Below are 235 nucleotides of genomic sequence, written 5' to 3' on the forward strand. Positions count from 1 at the left end.
CCGTGCGGGGCTGGGCCCTGCACCGGCCCGAGACGCCCCCGGCCCCCGCCTACGTGGACACCACTCGGCAGCAGTGGCGGGACTGGCTCGCGGCGGCCCGCCGTGCCGCCGCCGCGCGCCGCAGCGGCCGGGCGGGCACCGGGGCGCAGCCCCTGCCGGACATCCCGCACCAAGGCACGGGCGGCTGGCCCGTGAAGGTGCGCACCGACGTCGGGCCGGCCAAGTCGGATCGTAG

General features: G+C 80.4%; 1 protein-coding gene. It reads left to right on the forward strand.

Annotated elements, in window-relative coordinates; all coding sequences use genetic code 11:
* Positions 1-235 (forward strand): hypothetical protein (locus KVS67_RS13195; RefSeq protein ID WP_217565568.1); only part of this gene is annotated, 235 nt, incomplete at both ends.

Origin of the sequence: Micrococcus sp. GbtcB5 (assembly GCF_019091605.1) — a bacterium.
Classification (GTDB): Bacteria; Actinomycetota; Actinomycetes; order Actinomycetales; family Micrococcaceae; genus Micrococcus; species Micrococcus luteus.